Annotated in this window: 17 protein-coding genes; 3 read left to right on the top strand and 14 right to left on the bottom strand. The window is 71.2% G+C overall.

Going from position 1 to position 20,076, the window contains the following annotated elements:
• The first annotated feature begins 1,033 nt into the window (after positions 1–1,033).
• Positions 1,034–2,494, top strand: a complete 1,461-nt coding sequence (locus tag ABD331_RS36925) for a glycosyltransferase family 39 protein (protein ID WP_344485628.1) — start codon at positions 1,034–1,036, stop codon at positions 2,492–2,494.
• A 90-nt stretch (positions 2,495–2,584) separates the two neighbouring features.
• On the opposite strand, the gene tyrS is transcribed toward ABD331_RS36925, so the two are convergent.
• Positions 2,585–3,853 (bottom strand): tyrosine--tRNA ligase, encoded by a 1,269-nt coding sequence (gene tyrS / locus ABD331_RS36920; RefSeq protein WP_344485625.1) that lies wholly within the window; start codon positions 3,851–3,853, stop codon positions 2,585–2,587.
• A gap of 189 nt (positions 3,854–4,042) precedes the next feature.
• Here tyrS and ABD331_RS36915 point away from each other — a divergent pair, with 189 nt between their 5' ends.
• Positions 4,043–4,342 carry a PH domain-containing protein gene (locus ABD331_RS36915; protein WP_344485622.1) on the top strand — a complete coding sequence of 100 codons (300 nt, stop codon included), beginning with the start codon at positions 4,043–4,045 and terminating at the stop codon, positions 4,340–4,342.
• Here the strand turns inward: ABD331_RS36915 and ABD331_RS36910 are convergent.
• The 9 genes from ABD331_RS36910 to argC are packed head-to-tail and all read right to left on the bottom strand — an operon-like array spanning position 4,282 to position 13,438.
• Complete coding sequence (locus ABD331_RS36910; protein WP_344485620.1) at positions 4,282–5,145, bottom strand: DNA-3-methyladenine glycosylase; 864 nt, start codon at positions 5,143–5,145, stop codon at positions 4,282–4,284. The two genes, ABD331_RS36915 and ABD331_RS36910, sit on opposite strands and share 61 nt — an antisense overlap.
• A complete protein-coding gene (argH, locus tag ABD331_RS36905) occupies positions 5,127–6,548 on the bottom strand; it encodes an argininosuccinate lyase (protein ID WP_344485618.1) in 1,422 nt (473 codons plus the stop codon). Before argH ends, ABD331_RS36910 begins: the two co-directional genes overlap by 19 nt.
• Before the next feature lie 32 nt (positions 6,549–6,580).
• The gene (locus ABD331_RS36900; RefSeq protein WP_344485615.1) at positions 6,581–7,780 is read right to left on the bottom strand and encodes an argininosuccinate synthase; all 1,200 of its coding nucleotides are present in this window, start codon (positions 7,778–7,780) and stop codon (positions 6,581–6,583) included.
• 20 nt (positions 7,781–7,800) lie between these two features.
• On the bottom strand, positions 7,801–8,307 hold the full coding sequence (locus ABD331_RS36895; protein WP_344485612.1) for an arginine repressor: 507 nt from the start codon (positions 8,305–8,307) through the stop codon (positions 7,801–7,803).
• Positions 8,304–9,224, bottom strand: coding sequence for an ornithine carbamoyltransferase (argF, locus tag ABD331_RS36890; RefSeq protein ID WP_344485609.1), 921 nt, complete (start codon positions 9,222–9,224; stop codon positions 8,304–8,306). The genes ABD331_RS36895 and argF overlap by 4 nt, the downstream gene beginning before the upstream one ends.
• Positions 9,221–10,384 carry an acetylornithine transaminase gene (locus ABD331_RS36885; protein ID WP_344485606.1) on the bottom strand — a complete coding sequence of 388 codons (1,164 nt, stop codon included), beginning with the start codon at positions 10,382–10,384 and terminating at the stop codon, positions 9,221–9,223. Before ABD331_RS36885 ends, argF begins: the two co-directional genes overlap by 4 nt.
• Positions 10,381–11,256: an acetylglutamate kinase gene (argB, locus tag ABD331_RS36880; RefSeq protein WP_344485603.1), complete on the bottom strand. Its 876-nt coding sequence runs from the start codon at positions 11,254–11,256 to the stop codon at positions 10,381–10,383. Before argB ends, ABD331_RS36885 begins: the two co-directional genes overlap by 4 nt.
• Positions 11,253–12,404 carry a bifunctional glutamate N-acetyltransferase/amino-acid acetyltransferase ArgJ gene (gene argJ / locus ABD331_RS36875; protein ID WP_344485600.1) on the bottom strand — a complete coding sequence of 384 codons (1,152 nt, stop codon included), beginning with the start codon at positions 12,402–12,404 and terminating at the stop codon, positions 11,253–11,255. The genes argB and argJ overlap by 4 nt, the downstream gene beginning before the upstream one ends.
• Entirely contained in the window at positions 12,401–13,438 is a 1,038-nt protein-coding gene (gene argC / locus ABD331_RS36870; protein WP_344485597.1) for an N-acetyl-gamma-glutamyl-phosphate reductase, read from the bottom strand. The genes argJ and argC overlap by 4 nt, the downstream gene beginning before the upstream one ends.
• A 146-nt stretch (positions 13,439–13,584) precedes the next feature.
• Here argC and ABD331_RS36865 point away from each other — a divergent pair, with 146 nt between their 5' ends.
• On the top strand, positions 13,585–14,109 hold the full coding sequence (locus tag ABD331_RS36865) for a hypothetical protein (RefSeq protein WP_344485594.1): 525 nt from the start codon (positions 13,585–13,587) through the stop codon (positions 14,107–14,109).
• Here ABD331_RS36865 and ABD331_RS36860 read toward each other — a convergent pair whose 3' ends face one another.
• The 4 genes from ABD331_RS36860 to ABD331_RS36845 all read right to left on the bottom strand — a co-directional run bounded on the left by ABD331_RS36860 (position 14,110) and on the right by ABD331_RS36845 (position 20,053).
• Complete coding sequence (locus tag ABD331_RS36860; protein ID WP_344485591.1) at positions 14,110–16,152, bottom strand: bifunctional aldolase/short-chain dehydrogenase; 2,043 nt, start codon at positions 16,150–16,152, stop codon at positions 14,110–14,112.
• A gap of 6 nt (positions 16,153–16,158) precedes the next feature.
• Positions 16,159–17,310: an L-rhamnose isomerase gene (gene rhaI, locus ABD331_RS36855; RefSeq protein WP_344485589.1), complete on the bottom strand. Its 1,152-nt coding sequence runs from the start codon at positions 17,308–17,310 to the stop codon at positions 16,159–16,161.
• Positions 17,311–17,320: 10 nt separating this feature from the next.
• Positions 17,321–17,638 carry an L-rhamnose mutarotase gene (locus ABD331_RS36850; protein WP_344485587.1) on the bottom strand — a complete coding sequence of 106 codons (318 nt, stop codon included), beginning with the start codon at positions 17,636–17,638 and terminating at the stop codon, positions 17,321–17,323.
• Between the two features lie 486 nt (positions 17,639–18,124).
• Positions 18,125–20,053: a beta-galactosidase gene (locus tag ABD331_RS36845; protein WP_344485584.1), complete on the bottom strand. Its 1,929-nt coding sequence runs from the start codon at positions 20,051–20,053 to the stop codon at positions 18,125–18,127.
• Positions 20,054–20,076: the final 23 nt, after the last annotated feature.

The raw sequence follows: 20,076 nt of genomic DNA, 5'->3' as shown, positions 1-20,076 counted from the left end.
CTCCAAACAATGTCTGGAAACTAATCCAAGCGTTTCATCAAGTATCACTTGACGAGGTGTTGCATGAAAAATCATGCACTGGCTTTTGACACACTGTTGAGTTCTCAAGAAACGGACGCGTACTTCCGGCTCGAATTCAGATCCCTGAACCCTAGCGCGGAGGCGCTATCTCGCTCTTCTCAATCTTATCCGATCGCCCTACTTCGTGTCAAATCGAGCGACTTGACTTGAAGTGGTTTGATCTTCCAGGATTGTGCGCCCCGTCTCCGAGGCAACCCTCGTAACTTACCGTGGCATCCGGCTCGTGTCGAATCAACCGATTTTCCGGTGATCTGAGCACACCCAGAAGCCGCCCATGCTGGAGCACGCCGAAGCGGCTCTGCCGGGTTGGCTCGTTTTGTATCAAGGGGCTTGCCCTGGGGCCCGTCCGCCTGACCGGCGTCCGGCTCACTCCCGGGGCGAAGTGAAAGATTAGGTCGCGATCCGCGTGACGTCAAATCGCCCCGCGTGGGCGCGTTGAGATGGGCACCCGATCGGGGTGGCGAGTGGTGCGGGCCAGGAGGGCGAGCAGGGCCGCGCAGTACTGCGGGACGGGAGTGCGATGGGAGAGGAGTGCGGAGGGGAGGAGGGCCCCGGAGGGAGAGGGACGGTGAGGCTGGCCGGGCTGAGCAGGCTTGGGTGCCGGCCCATTGCCGACTCTCCATCAAGGGCGAGCATCCGCGACCGGTGCCGGCAATCAAGGGCGAGTAGTGCGGCCATACCGGTAGGCGCGAGCCATCGAGGGCGGGCGATGGAGCCGCTGCCGGTAGGTGCGTGCCGTGGAAGGCGGGCGGTGCTGCCGTAGCCGGTAGACGCGCGCCATGGAGGGCGAGCAGTGCTGTCGTTCACCGGTGAGCACCATCAACGACGGGCCATGTCGGCCCGTTGCCGGGTCGGCGGTACTGGCGGGACTCTGGTGGCGGGGCGGGTGGACGTCCGAAATGCAGCGGTCGGAGGTCCGAGGTGTACGGCAGAAAACGCGTATTCTGCCCCGGTGACCACTGCCGCCACACTCGCTCCCCCGTCCCCCCGCCCCGCCACCGGACGTCTGCGCAGCTCACCTCCCTGGTGGATGGCGCTGGTGGGCACGGTGGCCGGGCTGTCAGGAACGGGTTCCGCCACGCTGAACGGTGACGAACTCGCGACTATCAGCGCCGCCTCCCGTTCGCTGTCCGGAATGTTCGAGCTGGCACGCCACATCGACGGCCACTTCCTCCCCTACTACCTGTTCATGCACTTCTGGTCGATGGTGGGAACGTCGGAGCTGTGGCTGCGGTTGCCGTCGGCGCTGGCCATCGGGGTGGCGGCCTGGTTCCTGGTAGATCTGGGCCGGCGGTTGCACAGCGTGCGGGCGGGCGTGATCGGCGCCGGGGTCTTCGCGATCCTGCCGTCCGTGTCCTATTACGGGGCGTTCGCCCGGTCGTACGCGTTCGCGGCAGCCGCGGTGGTGCTCTCGTTCTGGGCGCTGCACCGCGCCGTCGAGCGGCCGGGCGCGGCGCGGCGGTGGGTGCTGTACGGGGTGGCGGTGGCGCTCGTCTGCTCCACGCATCTGTTCGCGGTGCTCGTCCTGCCCGCGCAGCTCCTGCTGCTGCGGCGGGTCGTGGCGGTGCGGATGCTGGCCGCGCTGGCCGTCGGGTGCGTGCCCGCCGCCGTGCTGGGGTTGATCGGGTACGGGGAGCGGCACGCGATCAGCTGGATCCCGGAGCGGGGGCCGGAGGTGTGGCTCAAGTTCCCGAAGATGGCGGCGGGGGCCACCACGCTCGGGGTCGTGCTGTTCGCGATGGCGCTGGCCGGGGCGGTGGTGCTGTGGCGGGCGGCGGCCGGGCGCGACGACCGGGTGTGGGCTCCGGTGCTGGTGGGCTGGCTGGTGCTGCCGCCGGTGCTGCTGCTCGCGGTGTCGGTGCTCGTGACGCCGGCGTATGTGGATCGGTATCTGTTCGTGACGGCGCCCGCGCTGGCGCTGCTGGCTGGGCTGGCTGTAGCGGGGCTGCCGCGGTTCCAGACCGTGGCGGCGGTGATGGTGGTGGTCGTCGGGTTCGGGCTGGCCTTCACCGAACATTCGGAGATCCGGGAGGAGGACGGGCGGTTCGAGAACATCCCGTGGGCGCTTCGGGTGATCAAGGCCGAGCCGGACGACGCGATCGTCTACGGGCAGAGCCAGTTGCGGGCCGGGTTCGAGTACTACGCCGATTCCCTGATGCCGGTGGACGTGCTGCTGGCGGGGAGCGCGCCTGACCCCGATGGGTTCGGGTATCCGGAGGGGTCCGATGTCTCGGGGGCGCTGGCGGACCGGGAGCGGGTTTGGGTCGTGTGGCGGGGCACGAAACAGTCGGGGCTTGAGGGGGGCTCCATCGCCCGGGTGGGGGAAGTGGAGGACGCCGGGTTCGAGCTGAGCGTGGCCAAGCATTCGGGGGATCTGCCGGGGCTGACGGTGGCGTTGTTCACGCGACCGTGAGTGAACGCCGGGACGTGAGCCGCGGCGCGGGATGCGAAAGCGGGCCCTTCGCTGTGCGAAAGGCCCGCTCAGGCGAAGCAGGACGGGGGGTCAGCCGACCGTGACGCCGCCGATCGACTTCTTGCCGCGCCGCAGCACCATGAACCGCCCGTGCAGCAGGTCCTCGGCCCCCGGCACGTACGCCTCGTCGGTGATCTTCTGGTTGTTGAGGTAGGCCCCGCCCTCCTTGACCGCCCGCCGCGCCGCCGACTTCGACTCGACCAGCCCGCTGTCGGCGAGCAGGTCGACGAAGGAGGCGCCGAGCGCGGGCACGGCGGCCTTGGGGACCTCGGCCAGCGCGGCCTCCAGGGTGGAGGCGGGCAGCTCTTCGAGAGCGCCCTGCCCGAACAGGGCCTTGGAGGCGGCCAGCACCGCGTCCAGTTCCTCGCGGCCGTGCAGCAGCTCGGTGAGGTCCTCGGCCAGCGTGCGCTGGGCCTCGCGGGCGAAGGGCCGCTCGGCGACGGCCTTCTCCAGGGCCTCGATCTCGTCGCGGCTGCGGAACGTGAACACCTTGAGGTAGTGGATCACGTCGCGGTCGTCGGAGTTGAGGAAGTACTGGTAGAAGGCGTACGGCGAGGTCATGGCGGGGTCGAGCCAGAGCGCGCCGCCCGCCGTCTTGCCGAACTTGGTGCCGTCGGCCTTGGTGATCAGCGGCTGCGTGATCACGTGCACGTGCGCGCCCTCGACGCGGCGGATCAGGTCGGCGCCCGCGGTGATGTTGCCCCACTGGTCGCTGCCGCCGATCTGCAGCGTGCAGTTGTAGCGGCGGTACAGCTCCAGGTAGTCGTTGGACTGCAGGAGCTGGTAGCTGAACTCGGTGTAGCTCAGGCCCTCACCCGCCAGACGGGCGGAGACCGACTCCCTGGCCAGCATGCGGTTGACCGGGAAGTGCTTGCCGATGTCGCGCAGGAACTCGATGGCGCTCAGCTCGCCCGTCCAGTCGAGGTTGCTGACGAGGCGCGCCGGGTTGGGGCGGGACTCGTCGAAGTCGAGGAACCGGCCGACCTGGCCGCGCAGGCGCTCCACCCAGCCGGCGACGACGTCCGTGGAGTTGAGCGAACGCTCGGTGTTGCGGCCGCTCGGGTCGCCGATCAGGCCGGTGGCGCCGCCGACGAGGCCGATCGCGTTGTGGCCCGCGAGCTGGAAGCGGCGCAGCGTCAGCAACGGCACGAAGTGTCCGACGTGCAGGGACGCCGCCGTCGGGTCGAAGCCGCAATAGACCGTGATCGGAGCCTTGGCCATGGACGCGCGCACGGCGTCGAGGTCGGTGGACTGGGCGATCAGGCCTCGCCACGCGAGGTCGTCAAGGATGTCGGTCACGGTGATCTGGCTTTCCTGTTCGGATGCGGATGCCTTAAGCCTGCCCGATCGGTCAGGATGCGCGCCACTTGGATACGCTGGGTGTCCATGTGGAGGGTCCGTCGCGAGCTGGCCGTTTTCAAGATCTTAGAGGCTCTGGTGTGTGCCGGGCTCGGCGTTTACTGGTGGTTCGAGGGTGATTTCCGGGGTGTGATCCTAGCTGTCCCCGCGGCCGTGCTGGTGGGTGCGATGGGGCTGCGTGACGTCCTGGTTCCGGTACGGCTGGCGGCCGATCCGAGCGGCATCACCGTGGTGCACGGGTTCGCGGGCAAGCTGCACGTGCCGTGGGAGGCGATCTGGGACATCAAGGTCGATGTACGCAGGCGCTGGGGGCTGCGCAGCGAGATGCTGGAGATCGACACCGGCGACAACCTGCACATCTTCAGCCCTCACGACCTGGGCACCTCTCCTACGGAGGTGGCCGCGGCGCTGCGGCGGCGGGGGACGTGAGCGCGGTACGGGGACACGGTGGCGTCGCCGTCGATCCAGAACCGCCACGGGGTCTCCTTGGCCGTCGAGACGCCGGTGCGGGGGCCTGACCTGATCAGCGCCGGGTCGGCGGGGCGGCCTTCGAGCACGGTGAGTGAGTCGTGGGGGCGGCCTGAGGGTGAGCCTTCGAGGATGGCGTCGAGGCCGTTGTGGTCGCGGATCAGGCCGAGGGCGACGGCCAGTCGTGCGGGGCCGCGCGCCAGGTCACGCTCGGCGATCGGCTTCCCGGCCGGACGGCGGGCGCCGGTCTCGGACTGCGGCTCACGGCCGATGGCCGGTACGTCGCCCGAGCTAAGGATGCGTGCCGGATCAGGCGAGTCGCCCGAGCGGCGGGCGCCGGCCGGATCGGGCAGGTCGCGGCCGGTGGACGGTTTGCCGGAGGTGCGGCGGGTGAGGGCCTTGGAGACGCCCGCCACCACCTCGCCCGCCCGCAACAGAACAGCGGAGCCGAAGCCGTCGGGCAGGCAGACGAGGTTCGTGCAGAAGTGCATGCCGTAGGTGAAGTACACGTACAGGTGCCCGGGAGGCCCGAACATGACCGCGTTGCGGGGCGTCCTGCCCCGGTACGTGTGCGCCGCCGGGTCCTCGCCGGGCCCGCCGTACGCCTCGACCTCGGTCAGGCGTACGGCGACGGGCCCGTGCACGAGGACGCGCCCGAGCAGGTCGGGCGCCACCTCGTGGGACGGCCGGTCGAAGAAGCTCCGGGGCAGGGGCGCAAGGCTGAGCTCCCCGCCCCGCTCGAAGCTCAGCTCCCCGCGGCCCATGCCGCCTGCGCGTCGACCGCCTCGCGCAGCGCGATGAGCTGGTCGCGGACGCGGTCGGGCGCGGTGCCGCCGTGGGCCTTGCGGGCGGCCAGCGCGCCGGGCACGCTGAGCACGTCGCGCACGTCGGGCGTCAGGTGCGGCGAGACCTTGGCAAGCTCGTCGTCGGTCAGCTCGCCGAGATCCTTATCGTTGACCTGGCACCACACGACGAGGTGGCCGACGGCCTCGTGCGCGTCGCGGAACGGCACCCCGCGCCGGACGAGCAGCTCGGCCAGGTCGGTGGCCAGGGCGTAGCCGTCGGGGGCGGAGGCCTCCATGCGCGCGGTGTTGACCCGCATGGTGGCGACCAGGCCGGCCATCGCGGGCAGGACGAGCAGCAGCGTGTCGACCGCGTCGAACACCGGCTCCTTGTCCTCCTGGAGGTCGCGGTTGTAGGTGAGCGGCAGGCCCTTGAGGGTGGTCAGCAGCGACATGAGGTTGCCGATGAGCCGGCCGGACTTGCCGCGGGCCAGCTCGGCCACGTCGGGGTTCTTCTTCTGCGGCATGATCGACGAGCCGGTGGAGTAGGCGTCGTCCATCTCGATCCAGCGGAACTCCTGCGAGGCCCACAGGACGATCTCCTCGCCGAGCCGCGACAGGTGCACGCCGATCATGGCCGCGTCGAAGAGGAACTCGGCCGCGAAGTCGCGGTCGGCGACGGCGTCCATGGAGTTGGGGGCGGCGGCGGCGAAGCCCAGCTCCTGGGCGACGGCCTGCGGGTCGAGCGGCAGGGAGGAGCCCGCGAGGGCGCCCGCGCCGAGGGGGGAGATCGCGGCGCGCTTGTCCCAGTCGGTGATGCGGTCGATGTCGCGCGCGAAGGCGTGCACGTGGGCCAGGAGCTGGTGGCCGAAGGAGACCGGCTGCGCGTGCTGCAGGTGGGTCATGCCCGGCGCGGCGGTCTCGGCGTGCTGCTCGGCCTGCGCCATCAGCGCGGTCTCCAGCTCGACCAGCCGGGAGACGACCGATCGGGCGTGGTCGCGGAGGTACAGGCGCAGGTCGGTGGCGATCTGGTCGTTGCGCGAGCGGCCGGCGCGGAGCTTGCCGCCGAGCGAGCCGAGCCGCTCCAGCAGGCCGCGTTCCAGCGCGGTGTGCACGTCCTCGTCGGCGACCGTCGGCCGGAACTCGCCGGCCTTGCACGCCTGCTCCAGGTCGTCGAGCGCGCCGATCATGCGCTCGAGCTCCTCGGCGGTCAGCAGCTCCGCCCTGTGCAGCACGCGGGCGTGCGCCCTGGACGCCGCCAGGTCGTACGGCACCAGCCGCCAGTCGAAGTGCACACTCACCGACAGCCGGGCCAGCGCGTCGGACGGACCGCTCTCGAAGCGTCCGCCCCACAGCCGCATCGGCTTGCCATCACTCACCGTCATCTCCTTCGCGTCCCCCGAGACCATAGTGCAACTCAGCCCTTCCTCGCGTCCCGGGCCGCCGCGATCTTGGCGGGCAGGGAGAACAGCTGGACGAAGCCCTTCGCCAGGGACTGGTCGAAGGTGTCGCCCGTGTCGTACGTGGCGAGCGAGAAGTCGTACAGGGAGTCCACGGAGCGGCGGCCGGTCACGGTCGCGTTGCCGCCGTGGAGTGTCATCCTGATGTCGCCGTTGACGTGCTTCTGCGCGTCGGCGATGAGCGCGTCGAGCGCGCTCTTGAGTGGCGAGAACCACAGGCCGTCGTAGACGAGCTCGCTCCAGCGCTGGTCGACGCCGCGCTTGAAGCGGGCCAGGTCGCGTTCGACGGTGACGTTCTCCAGCTCCATGTGGGCGGCGATGAGGGCGATGGCGCCCGGCGCCTCGTACACCTCGCGCGACTTGATGCCCACCAGGCGGTCCTCGACCATGTCGATGCGGCCGACGCCCTGGGCGCCGGCGCGCCGGTTGAGCTCGTCGATGATCTCGTACGGCGTGAGCGTGCGCCCGTCGAGGCCGACGGGCACGCCCCGCTCGAAGGTGATCACGACCTCGTCGGGCTCGCGCGCCCGCGTCGGGTCGGCGGTGTAGGAGTAGACCTCTTCTGTGGGGCCGTTCCAGATGTCCTCCAGGAAGCCGGTCTCGACGGCGCGGCCCCAGAGGTTCTGGTCGATGGAGAACGGGTTCTTCTTGGAGGTCTCGATGGGCAGGCCCTTGGCCTCGGCGTACTCGATGGCCTTGTCGCGTGTCCAGGCGAAGTCCCTGGCGGGGGCGATGGTCTGCAGGTCGGGGGCGAGGGCGGCCAGGCCGGCCTCGAAGCGGACCTGGTCGTTGCCCTTGCCGGTGCAGCCGTGTGAGACGATCGTGCCGCCGAACTGCTTGGCGGCCGTGACGAGGTGCTTGACGATCAGCGGGCGCGACAGCGAGGAGACCAGCGGGTAGCGGTCCATGTAGAGGGCGTTGGCCTGGAGGGCCGGCACGCAGAAGTCGGCGGCGAACTCCTCCTTGGCGTCCACCACGACAGATTCGACGGCGCCGCAGTCGACGGCGCGCTTCTGGATGACGTCCATCTCCTCGCCGCCCTGGCCGAGGTCCACGGCGACGGCGACGACCTCGGCGTTCATCTTCTCGGCGAGGTACGGGATGGCGACCGAGGTGTCGAGGCCGCCTGAGTAGGCGAGCACTACTCTGTCGGGCATTTCACAATCTCCAAAGTCTGCTAGCTTCGCCGGTCGGCGACCTTCAGCAGCGCCTCGGCGAGGGCCTGGCCGCCCGCCGGGTCGCGGCTGATCACGAGGATGGTGTCGTCGCCCGCGACCGTGCCGAGGATGGACTCCCAGTCGGCGTGGTCGATGGCTGAGGCGAGGAACTGTGCCGCGCCCGGCGGTGTCCGTACGATGACCAGGTTGGCCGAGGCGTCCGCGCCGACGAGCAACTCCTCCGCGATGCGGTGCAGGCGGGCGGCCGGGCTCTCGCCGGTGCCCAGCCGGGTCAGCGGGATCCTGCCGCCGCCCTCGCCGGGCAGCGCGTACACCAGGGAGCCGTCGTCGGCGCGCAGCTTGAGCGCGCCGAGCTCGTCGAGGTCACGCGAGAGCGTGGCCTGCGTGACCTCCACGCCGCTCTCGGCGAGCAGCTTGGCCAGCTCGGGCTGGGAGCGCACGGCCTTCCGCTGCAGCAGGTCGGTGATCTTCGCCTGCCGGGCGGCCTTGGTCATCGGGATCATCATGTGCGAGACACTAGCCAGTGCAGCAAGGCCTTCTGGGCGTGCAGCCGGTTCTCCGCCTGGTCCCACACGACGCTCCGCGGGCCGTCGAGCACCTCGGGGGTGATCTCGTAGTCGCGGTAGGCGGGCAGGCAGTGCAGGACGACGGCGTCGGGCGCGGCGTGCCCGAGGAGTTCGGAGTTGACCTGGTACGGCATGAGCGCGGCCACCCTCTCCTCCTTGCCGTCCTGGCCCATCGAAACCCACGTGTCGGTGGCGATCACGTGCGCGCCCTGCGCGGCGGCGGCCGGGTCGGTCAGCGCCACCACCGAGCCGCCGGTCTTCGCGGCGATGGCGGCGGCCTGGTCGAGGATGACGGCGTCGGGCTGGTAGCCGGCGGGCGCGGCGACGCGTACGTGCATGCCGGCCGTGGCGCCGCCGAGCAGGTAGGAGTGGGCCATGTTGTTGGCGCCGTCGCCGACGTAGGTGAGGGTGAGCCCGGCGGTGCGGCCCAGCTTCTCCTGGATGGTCTGCAGGTCGGCGAGGATCTGGCAGGGGTGGAACTCGTCGGTGAGCGCGTTGACGACCGGCACCCGGGAGTGGGCGGCCATCTCGTCGATCAGCTCCTGGCCGGTGGTGCGCCAGACGATGGCGGACACCTGCCGGTCGAGCACCCGGGCGAGGTCGGCGGTGGGCTCGCCGCGGCCCATGAGCACCGAGACGTTGTCCACGATCAGCGGCAGGCCGCCGAGCTCGCCGATGCCGGTGTGGAAGGAGACGCGGGTCCTGGCCGACGGCTTGTCGAACAGGACGGCGACGCTCTGCGGGCCTTCGAAGGGGCGGTAGCCGAACCGGTCCTTCTTCATGGCGGCGGCGAGGTCGAGCACCTCCGCCTGCTCGGCCGGGCTGAGGTCGTCGTCGCGCAGGAAATGCCTGGTCACTTTGCTGCCTCAAGAATCTCTGGGAACGCGGACACGAACGCGTCCACCTCCGCGGCTGTCACGATCAGCGGGGGCGCGATGCGTACGGCGTCCGGCTGCAGGGCGTTGACCAGGAAGCCGGCGTTCGCGGCGGCCTTCTGGACCTCGGCCGAGCGCGGCTCGGCCAGCACGGCGGCCAGCCACAGGCCACGCCCGCGCACGCCCTTGAGCAGCGGGTGGGAAACGGCTTCCAGCCCGCCGCGCAGCCGGTCGGCGACCGTCCTGACGTGGTCGAGGTCGACGTGGTCGAGCACGGTGAGCGCGGCGGCGCACGAGACCGGGTTGCCGCCGAACGTGGAGCCGTGGTCGCCCTTGTCGAACAGCTTGCCCACGTCGCCGAAGCCGACGCAGGCGCCGATCGGCAGGCCGCCGCCCAGGCCCTTGGCCAGGGTGAGGATGTCGGGAGTGACGCCGTCGGCCTGGTGGGCGAACCAGTGCCCCGAGCGGCCGATGGCCGACTGGATCTCGTCGGCCACCAGCAGCGCGCCGGTGGAGTCGCAGATCTCGCGGGCGGCCTCGAAGTAGCCGTCGGGCGGCGGCACCACACCGGCCTCGCCCTGGGTGGGCTCCAGGAAGAGCGCGATGCAGTCGCCGGTCACGGCGTCCTTGAGCGCGTCGGCGTCGCCGTACGGGACGAACCGGACGGGCACCGGGAACGGGCCGAACTGGTCGCGGATGGACTTCTTGCCCGTCAGGGACAGGGCGCCGATGGTGCGGCCGTGGAAGCCGTTCTCGGCGGCCACGAAGTAGGAGCGGCCCTCGCGCCTGCCGTACTTGAGCGCCAGCTTGTAGGCGGCCTCGTTGGCCTCGGTGCCGGAGTTGGCCAGGAAGACCCTGGCGGGGGCGTCCAGCAGGGCGCGCAGCCGCTCGGCGAGCAGCACCTCAGGCTCGTGCAGGAACAGGTTGCTGGTGTGCGCGATGGTGGCGACCTGCTGGGAGACGGCCTCGACCAGGGCCGGGTGGGCGTGGCCGAGCGAGCTGGTCGCGATGCCGGCGATGAAGTCGAGGTACTCCTTGCCGTCCACGTCCCACACGCGGGAGCCCTCGCCTCGCGCCAGGGCGACCGGGGGGACGCCGTAGTTGGGCATGAAAGCGGCTTCGAACCTTTCGAACAGGCTCATGAGGGCATCACCATCGTTCCGATTCCTTCATTGGTGAAGATCTCCAGCAGCAGGGAGTGCGGCACGCGGCCGTCGAGGACGTGCGCCTGCGGCACCCCGCCCTGCACGGCCGTGAGGCACGCCTCCATCTTCGGCACCATGCCGCTGGACAGGGTGGGCATCATCGTTTCCAGCTCGGCCGCGGTGAGCAGGTCGATGACGTCGGTGTCGTCGGGCCAGCTCGCGTACAGGCCCTCGACGTCGGTCAGGACGATCAGTTTGTGCGCCTGGAGCGCCACGGCCAGCGCGGCGGCGGCGGTGTCGGCGTTGACGTTGTAGATCTCGTTGTCGTCGCCCCTGGCCACGCTGGAGATGACCGGGATGCGGCCGTTGTCCAGCAGGGCGTTCACGGCGCCGGGGTCGACCTTGGTGATCTCGCCGACCTGGCCGATGTCGACCGGCTCGCCGTCCACGATGGCCTGCTTGCGCACGGCGGTGAACAGGTGGGCGTCCTCGCCCGACATGCCGACGGCGAACGGGCCGTGCCGGTTGACCAGGCCGACGATGTCGCGGTTGACCTGGCCGGTGAGCACCATCCTGACGACCTGCATGGCCTCGGGCGTGGTGACCCGCAGGCCGGCGGTGAACGTGGACTCGATGCCCGCCTTGTCGAGCGCGGTGCTGATCTGCGGGCCGCCGCCGTGCACGACGACGGGCCGCAGCCCGGCCTGGTGCAGGAAGACGACGTCCTCGGCGAAGCCGGCCTTGAGGCCCTCCTCCGTCATGGCGTTGCCGCCGTACTTGATGACGACGGTCGCGCCGTGGAAGCGGGTCAGCCAGGGCAGCGCCTCGATCAGCGCCTCGGCCTTGGTCTGCGCGGTGGTCAGTCTCATGAGGAGTACGCCGAGTTCTCGTGCACGTAGTCGGCCGTCAGGTCGGTGGTGTGCACGGTGGCGGTCTGCGGGCCTGCCGACAGGTCGATGGTGATCGTCACGTCGCGGGGGCGCATGTCCACCTTGGACCGGTCGTCGCCGACGGCGCCGCCGCGGCAGATCCAGATGCCGTTGATGGCCACGTTGAGCCGGTCGGGCTCGAACACCGCGTCGGTGGTGCCGACGGCGGCCAGGACGCGGCCCCAGTTGGGGTCTTCCCCGTGGATGGCGCACTTGAGCAGGTTGGAGCGGGCCACGGAGCGGCCGACCTTGACGGCGTCGGCCTCGGAGGCGGCGCCGACGACCTCGATGGCGATGGCCTTGGAGGCGCCCTCGGCGTCCACGAGGAGCTGCCTGGCCAGGTCGGCGCAGACGTCGGTGACGCGCTGCTCGAACTCGGCCAGGTCGGGCTGGACGCCGGCGGCGCCGCTGGCCAGCAGCAGCACGGTGTCGTTGGTGGACATGCAGCCGTCGGTGTCGAGCCGGTCGAACGTCACGGACGTGGCCCGGCGCAGCACGGCGTCGAGCTGCTCGCTGGTCAGGTCGGCGTCGGTGGTGATCACGCAGAGCATGGTGGCCAGGGCGGGGGCGAGCATGCCGGCGCCCTTGGCCATGCCGCCGACCATGTAGCCGGTGCCGCGCTTGAAGGAGATCTTGGAGACGGTGTCGGTGGTGCGGATGGCGTCGGCGGCGGCCAGGCCGCCGTCGCGGGAGAGCTGGCCCGCGGCGGTGCCGACGCCGGTCAGCAGCTCGTCCATCGGCAGCCGCTCGCCGATCAGGCCGGTGGAGCAGACCGCGATCTCGCCCGCGGAGTCCTCCAGCGCCTCGGCGACCTTCTCGGCGGTCGCGTGGGTGTCCTGGAAGCCTTCAGGGCCGGTGCAGGCGTTGGCTCCGCCGGAGTTGAGCACCACCGCTCGCAGCCGCCCGCCCGCCAGGACCTGCTGTGACCACAGCACAGGGGCGGCCTTCACGCGGTTGGCGGTGAAGACGCCCGCGGCGGCGCGGCTCGGCCCGTCGTTGACGACGAGGGCCAGGTCGCGGGCGCCGCCGGATTTGATCCCGGCGGCGACGCCCGCGGCCCGGAAGCCGAGGGGGGCGGTAACACTCATGGAGCAACTCCTGTCGTGGGGAGGCCGAGCTCTTCCGGCAGGCCGAGGGCGAGGTTCACGCTCTGCAGGGCGCCCCCGGCGGTGCCCTTGGTGAGGTTGTCGATGGCGATGACGGCGACCACGCGGTTCGCGCGCGGGTCGAGCGTCACCTGCAGCGCCGCGGTGTTGGCGCCGTAGGTCATGGCGGTGGCGGGCCACACGCCCTCGGGCAGGAGGTGGACGAACGGCTCGTCCTTCAGCGCTACCTCGTACGCCGAGCGCAGCGACTCCTTGGTGAGGCCGGGCGCGGCGGGGGCGGAGCAGGTGGCGAGGATGCCGCGGCTCATGGGGGCCAGGGTCGGGGTGAACGACACCCGGACGGGCGTGCCCGCGACGGCCGACAGGCCCTGCTCCATCTCGGGGGTGTGCCGGTGGACGCCGCCGACGCCGTACGCGCTGACCGAGCCCATGACCTCGCTGCCGAGCAGGTTGGGCTTGAGCGACTTGCCGGCGCCGCTGGTGCCGCTGGCGGCGACCACGACCACGTCGGGGGCGGCCAGGCCGGCGGCGAAGGCGGGCGTCATGGCGAGCAGCACGGAGGTCGGGTAGCAGCCGGGCACGGCGATGCGCCTGGCGCCCTTGAGCAGCTCGCGCTGGCCGGGCAGCTCGGGCAGGCCGTAGGGCCAGGTGCCGGCGTGCTCGCCGCCGTAGAACTCCTGCCAGGCGGCGGGGTCGGAGAGCCGGTGGTCGGCTCCGCAGTCGACCACCACCGTGTCCTCGCCGAGCTGGGCGGCGACGGCGCCGGAGTGGCCGTGCGGCAGCGCCAGGAAGACCACGTCATGGCCGGCGAGCGCGTCGGCCGTGGTCTCCTCGATGACGCGGCCGGCGAGCTGCGGCAGGTGAGGCTGGTGGGCGCCGAGGCGGCTGCCGGCGCTGGAGGCGGCGGTGAGTGCGCCGATCTCGAATTCGGGGTGCCCGAGCAGGAGGCGGAGCAGCTCCCCTCCCGCGTAGCCGCTGGCTCCCGCGACCGCTGCCCTCAATGCGACCCCCTGCATGATTATGCATCAACACTCATGACCTTGCTTGTGAAGATGATGCACTCTAGAGGATGAACATGCAAGCCAGAGCAGTGTTGACGCCCGCATCGTGAGACTTGTCACCTACAGGTGAGCTCCAAGACGGGGGCGTCATGATGGCGGCCATGACCGAGTTCTTGTCCGAATTAACACCGCGTACACCTGGGAACGGGCCCGGGCCGTGGGGCCGGGCCGTCCTCGTGCTGCTGTGGCTGACGGTCTGCGTGGCGCCGATGATCCTCGCGGTGGGCGAGCTGGAGCTGGCCACCGGACGGGCCGGGACGCCGGGGACGCTGCGGGTGCTCTCGTGCGAGGACCTGGGCGAGGGACGCTACGACTGCCGGGGCCGGTTCACGCCCGACAACGGGGAGCCGGCCGTCGAGGTGGCCGCCTCGCCCGACTCCTCGGCGGGCGACGTGACGCGGGCGCAGCTCACGCCGGAGGGCGACCGGGCGGCGCCGGCCGGGACGAGGGGCGTGCTGGCGGCCCTGGCGCTGCCGGGGGTGGGGCTGGGCGGTCTGGGCTTCCTGCCGTACGTGCTCCTGTACTGGCGGGGCGTGCGCAGCCGGGCCGCCGTGACCGGAGGGGTCCTGGTCACGGCGGCCGGATTCGTGGTGATGGTCACCGGGATGGTGGCCGCCTACTCCTGACTAACGGAGGAAGGCGGCGGCCACGCCCGCGTCCACCGGGACGTGCAGGCCCGTGGTGTGGGTCAGGTCGCTGCCCGCGAGGGCGAAGACCGCGTTGGCCACGTGCTCGGGCAGGACCTCGCGCTTGAGCAGGGTCCGCTGGGCGTAGAACTCGCCCAGCTTCTCCTCCTCCACCCCGTACACGGCCGCGCGGTTGGCGCCCCAGCCGGAGGCGAAGATGCCGGAGCCGCGTACGACACCGTCGGGGTTGACGCCGTTGACCCGGATGCCGTGCGCGCCCAGCTCGGCCGCCAGCAGGCGCACCTGGTGGGCCTGGTCGGCCTTGGCGGCGCCGTAGGCGACGTTGTTCGGGCCGGCGAAGACCGCGTTCTTGGAGGAGATGTAGACGATGTCGCCGCCCATGGCCTGGTCGATCATGACCCTGGCCGTCTCGCGGGAGACCAGGAACGAGCCGCGCGCCATCACGTCGTGCTGCAGGTCCCAGTCGGCCAGCGTGGTCTCCAGGAGCGCGCGCGACAGCGACAGGCCGGCGTTGTTGACGACCAGGTCCACGCCGCCGAACGCGAGCACGCCCGCGCGTACGGCGGCCGTGATCTGCTCCTCCGACGTGACGTCCACGCCGACCGCCACGGCCACGTCCGAGACGCGGTAGGCGTTCGCGCCGATCTCGGCGGCCACCTTCTCCGCCGCGCCCAGGTCGCGGTCGGCGACGATCACGCACGCGCCCTCGGCGGCCAGCCGGCGGGCGGTGGCCGCGCCGATGCCCGAGCCGCCGCCCGTCACCAGCGCGATCCTGGTGGCCAGGGGCTTGGGCTTGGGCATCCGGCGGAGCTTGGCCTCCTCCAGCTCCCAGTACTCGATGCGGAACTTCTCCGACTCGGGGATGGGGGCGTAGGAGGAGACGGACTCGGCGCCGCGCATGACGTTGATGGCGTTGACGTAGAACTCGCCGGCCACGCGCGCGGTCTGTTTGTCCTTGCCGAAGGAGAACATGCCGACGCCCGGCACCAGCACGATCGCCGGGTCCGCGCCGCGGATGGCCGGGGAGTCGGGGGTGGCGTGCCGCTCGTAGTAGGCGGTGTAGTCGGCGCGGTAGGCGGCGTGCAGCTCGCGCAGCCGCTCGGCGACCTGCTCCAGCGGGGCGTCCGGCGCCAGGTCCAGCACCAGCGGGGCGACCTTGGTGCGCAGGAAGTGGTCGGGGCAGGACGTGCCCAGCGCGGCGAGCCTCGGGTGCTCGGCGCGGGAGACGAAGTCGAGCACCTCGGGGGTGTCGGTGTAGTGGCCGACCACGCGGACGTCGGTCGAGGCCAGGCCGCGGATCAGCGGGAACAGCGCCGCCGCCCGCTCGTGCCGCTCCGCCTCGGGCAGCGTGTCGTACACGACCGCGCCGAACGGGTCGGGGCGGCCGTGCTCGGCCAGGTACGCCTCCGCCGTGCGGATGATCTCCAGCGAGCGGGCCTCGCACTCCTCGGACGTCTCGCCCCAGGCCGTGATGCCGTGGCCGCCCAGGACGCAGCCGATGGCCTGCGGGTTGGCCTCCTTGATGGCGGCGATGTCCAGGCCGAGCTGGAAGCCGGGCCTGCGCCACGGCACCCACACGACCTTGTCGCCGAAGACGCGCCCGGTCAGCTCCTCGCCGTCGGCGGCGGTGGCGATCGCGATGCCCGCGTCGGGGTGCAGGTGGTCGACGTGCCCGGCCTCGACGAGGCCGTGCATGGCGGTGTCGATGGACGGCGCGGCGCCGCCCTTGCCGTGCAGGCAGTAGTCGAAGGCCGCGACCATCTCGTCCTCGCGCTCGACGCCCGGGTAGACGCCCTTGAGCGCCCGCAGCCGGTCGAGGCGGAGCACGGCGAGGCCGGCCTGCTTCAGCGTGCCGAGGTCGCCGCCGGAGCCCTTGACCCACAGCAGCTCGACGTCCTCGCCCGTGACGGGGTCGGCCTCGCTGCCCTTGGCCGAGGTGTTGCCGCCCGCGAAGTTGGTGTTGCGCGGGTCGGCGCCCAGGCGGTGGGAGCGTTCGAGGAGTTCGTTGATGACGTTGGACATGATGGTTCAGGCCCCCCAGCCGGCCTGCTGGCCGCCGACACGCTCGGCGGCGATCTTCTCGAAGTATCCGGACTTGGCGTAGGCGGCCATCGGGTCGGGCGCCAGGCCCTGCTCCTCGCGCAGCTCGGCGAGCAGCGGCCGCACGTCGGTGTTGTAGGCGTCCATCAGCACGGCGTTGGCGCCCAGCACGTCGCCCTCGCGCTGCGCCGCGCTCAGCGCGTCGCGGTCCACGAGCAGCGCCTTGGCGGTGGCCTCCTGCACGTTCATGACCGAGCGGATCTGGCCCGGGATCTTGGGCTCGATGTTGTGGCACTGGTCGAGCATGAACGCGACCTCGTCGGTGAAGCCGCCGCCCCTGATGACCTCGTACATGATGCGGAAGAGCTGGAACGGGTCCGCCGCGCCCACCATCAGGTCGTCGTCGGCGTAGAAGCGGGAGTTGAAGTCGAAGCCGCCGAGCTTGCCCTCGCGCAGCAGGAACGCCACGATGAACTCGATGTTGGTGCCCGGCGCGTGGTGGCCGGTGTCCACGACGACCTGTGCCTTGGGGCCGAGCTTGACGCAGTGCGCGTACGCGGTGCCCCAGTCGGGCACGTCGGTGGCGTAGAACGCGGGCTCGAACAGCTTGTACTCCAGCAGGAAACGCTGGCCCTCACCCAGGCGGTCGTAGACCTCGGCCAGCGACTCGGCCAGGCGGTCCTGGCGCGACCTGATGTCGTCCTGGCCCGGGTAGTTGATGCCGTCGGAGAACCACAGCTTGAGGGTGTCGGAGCCGGTGGCGTCCATGATGTCCACGCACTCGAGCAGGTGGTCGGTGGCCTTGCGGCGGACCCGCGCGTCGGGGTGGGTGACGCTGCCCAGCTTGTAGTCGTCGTCCTGGAACACGTTGGAGTTGATCGCGCCGATCCGCACGCCCGCCTCGCCGGCGTGGCGGGCCAGGTCGGCGTAGTCGTCCACCTTGTCCCACGGGATGTGCAGGGCGACCGTCGGGGCGATGCCGGTGTAGGCGTGCACCTGGGCGGCGTCGGCCAGCTTCTCGTACGGGTCGCGCGGCACGCCCTGCTGGGCGAACACCTTGAACCGCGTGCCGCTGTTGCCGTAGGCCCAGGACGGCGTCTCGATGCGCTGCGACCGCAGCGCGGCCTTGATGTCAGTCATTACTCCCCGATCAATCCAGGTGGAACACTTCGGTCAGCGGGACCATGCCCTCGTCGGGGCGGCCGTCGAGGCCCTCGAAGAACGGCGCCATCTCGGCCTGCCAGCGGGCGTTGACCTCGGTCTGCGCCATCGCCTTCTGCGCGGCCTCGAAGTCCTCGGTCTCCAGGTATCCCACGAGGAGGCCGTCGTCCTTGAGGAAGAGCGAATAGTTGTGCCAGCCGGTGCGCGACAGCGCCTCTCGCATCTCCGGCCAGACGTCGCGGTGGCGTTCGCGGTACTCCGCCAGCCGCTCTGGGCGGACTTTCAGCAGGAAGCAGACGCGTTGCACTGACACTCCTTTCAAAAACGTTTTAATCCGTCGTGCAGGAAACTATGATTCCTGGTGCTCGCTGTCAATGGACCAGCGGCCCCCGATCCGGTGACGGAACCGGATCGGGAGGGTGACACGTTTTAATCGGCCGGCCGGGCTCCGACCAGGGCCAGGTTTCCGGATGGCGGGCAGGCCGCACAGGGTCGTGGTGTCGGTGGAGACCCACGTCGGCGGGTGCAAGACCAAGTCCTTCATCTCCGCCGAGCCGAACTCGCCGGTCGGCGGGTGCGGCGCTGCGGTGCGGCGATGCGGTGCGGTGGTGGCGGCGGTCGGTGATGCGGGCGGTCATGGCGCTGCCGTGGTGGCGCATCGCGGCGCGCGGTGGTGGTGGCGCGTGGCGGCGCGCGGGTGCGGCCGTGGCGGCGCGCGGTGGTGTGGCCGTGGTGGTGAGGTGGTGGTGGCGCGGGGCGGCGGGTGGTGTGCCGTCACGCGCCGCCACCGCGATCAGCCCGGGATCACCACGGCGTCACCGGCCGCGACGGTGACGGTGCCGCCGGCGGGGGTCGTGACGGCGGCGTCCTCGGTCGTGTGGTTGATGCAGAACAGGAACGAGCGCCCGTCGGGATGCGAGCGCCGCACCACCTCCACCCCCGCCACACTCGCGGCCACGGCGGACACCCCCGCCTCGCGGCAGGCGGTGGCCAGGACCTCGGCGAGGGCGGCGTCGTCGAGCAGCGTGGTCAGGTAGTGCGCGGCGCCGTCCCCGAACTCGTTGCGCGTCCAGGCGGGCTCCCCCGTCGCGTACGTGTCGAGCACCTTCGCGGTGGTGACCCGGGCGGCCTCGCTCCACACGCTGCCCGTGGCGCCGGAGGCGAGCCGGATCGGCTCGTCGAGGGGGAAGAACTCCTCGACGCTCACCCCGAGCAGGTCGCGCCAGGCGCCCGGGTAGCCGCCCAGCCGGACGCGGTCGTGCTCGTCCACGATCCCGCTGTACGGCCCCACGACCACGGCGCCGCCCCGCCGGGCGAACTCCTCCAGGTTGGCCGCTCCGGCGTCGCTGACCAGGTAGAGCTGGGGCACCACGACGAGGCGGTAGCCGGTGAGGTCGGCCTCGGGGTGGGCCAGGTCGCAGGTGACGCCGGCCCGCCACAGCGCGGCGTGCCAGCGCTTGGCCTCCTCGACCGGGTCGAGCTCGGCGGTGGGCTGGGCGGGGTGGTCCTGCGCCCACACGCTGGAGTGGTCGAGGAGCAGGGCGACGTCGGCCTTGACGGTGCTGCCTGCGACGTCGCCGAGGGCGGCGAGCTCGGCTCCGAGCGCCGCCACCTCGCGCCAGATCTTGGTGTCGGTGCCGGCGTGCGGCAGCATCGCCGAGTGCCACTTCTCGGCGCCCGACCTGGACTGCCGCCACTGGAAGAACATGATTCCGTCGGCGCCTCTGGCCAGGTGCGTCAGGGAGTTGCGGCGCAGCTCGCCGGGGGTCTTGGCGAGGTTGCGCGGCTGCCAGTTGACCGCGCTGGTGGAGTGCTCCATGAGCAGCCACGGCCGGCCGCCGTTGAGCGAGCGGGCGTAGTCGGCGGCGAAGGCCAGGTCGATGTGGCGTTCGCGGCGGGCGCCGATCAGGTAGTGGTCGGTGGAGACGACGTCCATCTCGGCGGCGAAGGCCCAGCAGTCCATGTCCCAGTGCGCGCCGGCCATGAGGTTGGTGGTGGCGGGCACGTCCGGGGTGAGCTGCTTGAGCAGGTCGCGTTCCGCGACGTACAGCTCGATCAGCGCGTCGGAGCTGAACCGGCGGAAGTCGAGCTGCTGGGCGGGGTTGGGCAGGCTGGGGGTGGCGCGCGGCGGCAGGATCTGCGCCCAGTCGCTGTAGCGCTGCGACCAGAACGCGGTGCCCCACGCGTCGTTGAGCACGTCGAGTGTGCCGTACCGGCCGCGCAGCCAGTCGCGGAAGGCGGCGGCCGAGGTGTCGCAGTAGCAGCGGGCGTTGTGGCAGCCGTACTCGTTGTGCACGTGCCACAGAACCAGCGCCGGGTGGTCGCGGTAGCGCAGGGCGACCTGCTCGGCGACGCGCAGGGCCTTCTCGCGGTAGATGGGCGAGCTGGGGCAGAAGCCCTGCCTGCTGCCGTGGTGGAGGCGGCGGCCGTCGGCGTCCACGGGCAGCGCCTGCGGGTAGGCGTCCGAGAACCACGGCGGCGGGGAGGCGGTGGGGGTGGCGAGGTTGGCGCCGATCCCGTTCTCGGCCAGCAGGTCCATCACCCGGTCGAACCAGCCGAAGTCGAACACGCCCTCGACGGGCTCCAGCGACGACCAGGAGAAGATCCCGACGCTGACCCGGTTGACGCCGGCCTCGCGCATGAGCGCGACGTCCTGCTCCCACGTCTCCTCGGGCCACTGCTCGGGATTCCAGTCCCCGCCGTACGCGATGCCATCCGGCATGAATGTCTGCCTTTCGAGTCAAC

The organism is Nonomuraea monospora (assembly GCF_039531895.1).
Taxonomy (GTDB): domain Bacteria; phylum Actinomycetota; class Actinomycetes; order Streptosporangiales; family Streptosporangiaceae; genus Nonomuraea; species Nonomuraea monospora.
Note: the sequence above shows the minus strand (reverse complement) of the source record. Positions and strands in the feature narration are given on the sequence as shown.